At 35.3% G+C, this 1,201-nt stretch carries 1 protein-coding gene and 1 pseudogene; both read right to left on the bottom strand.

Annotated elements, in window-relative coordinates; genetic code table 11:
• Positions 1-127: 127 nt before the first annotated feature.
• Positions 128-508, bottom strand: coding sequence for a hypothetical protein (locus I6F43_RS19965; protein WP_007580161.1), 381 nt, complete (start codon positions 506-508; stop codon positions 128-130).
• A gap of 218 nt (positions 509-726) precedes the next feature.
• Positions 727-999 (bottom strand): annotated as a pseudogene (locus tag I6F43_RS20345) (transposase); the annotation flags it as partial.
• Between the last annotated feature and the right edge of the window lie 202 nt (positions 1,000-1,201).

Here is a 1,201-nt window from a genome sequence, read left to right as displayed (position 1 = left end):
GTAACATTATATAATCACAACAGTACGACAATACAGCTAACGCTCCCATAAGCCGTGAGCTGTGCTGGCACAATTTGTTGCGCCTTTGTTCTTTGCAACAGCGTTGCGAATCAGCTTGATGGGCTTGTTAGTTGCCTTTTGCAAACTGCCAAAAGTCTCTGTTTGCATATAAAACCCAATTTAAACTTTTTGGCACCATATAGAAATAAAGAATTTCAGTATCGCTTTGAAAAGCATTAAAGCTAGCCCAGTTTAAATCTAGCTGTTCAGTTAACCTTTTAGTTAAACCTGAATCTTTGTATATGCGTTCGAAAGACTCAAAGACAAACACAGTCTCGTTATTTTGATACTCTAATAGGTTTGAGAAAATCTGATTAAATTGATCTTCAGATAACCAAGGCTTCAATTCTGAATTGGAGTTTTTAGTGATTTCCCAAAAATTAGAAGTAAGTTTTAATTCTTGGTCATTTTCAGTATCGATAATCGATTTCAAATCATCAAAATTCAACTGTGACTCCTAAGGCAACTAAAAAGCCTGTAGATTAACTCGTTTTTAAATTTGTTTTTATTGATAAACAAACCATAGCTGAGTTCCTATTTTGGTTCAATTGATTACTGTATTTTTACGCAGAATATAGAAGTGTTTGATATTGTTTTAATTGGCGTTTTGGAAGGGATTACGGGTGTTTGAGTGGCTTTTATTTAGAGTAAGAGGGCTTACCCTTCTTAATGCATCGTGTTTTGCAGCTTTTCTATATTATGAACAAGGCAATACAGTAGCCATTGGCCGTTCACTTTCGCTTGGCTCCGTAAGGTCAATTTATTCATGCCTTTATTCACTGTAATGTTCCGCTTTTTATTTAAAGGAAAGCAGGTTCGATACAGCCGAGTCGTTTGCTATTCTTTAATAATCAGCTATCGTCGACCTATGGGGCTGTCTATTTTAACTTTCATTTTGTCGATATAGCTTAGCTTTTTGCGTGATTCATTATTTATAAACAACGACATTAAATTAGACAGCCACCCCAATTGTAAACTAATCTAGCGCGCCACTAAATTTACTTTTTTGGGCTAAGAGTTCACCTCTTTTTATATCTTTACTCGCGACATTAAATTAGACAGCCACCCCAATTGTAAACTAATCTAGCGCGCCACTAAATTTACTTTTTTGGGCTAAGAGTTCACCTCTTTTTATATCTTT

This window comes from Pseudoalteromonas sp. NZS71_1, from assembly GCF_015864305.1.
Taxonomy (GTDB): domain Bacteria; phylum Pseudomonadota; class Gammaproteobacteria; order Enterobacterales; family Alteromonadaceae; genus Pseudoalteromonas; species Pseudoalteromonas arctica.
Note: the sequence above shows the minus strand (reverse complement) of the source record. Positions and strands in the feature narration are given on the sequence as shown.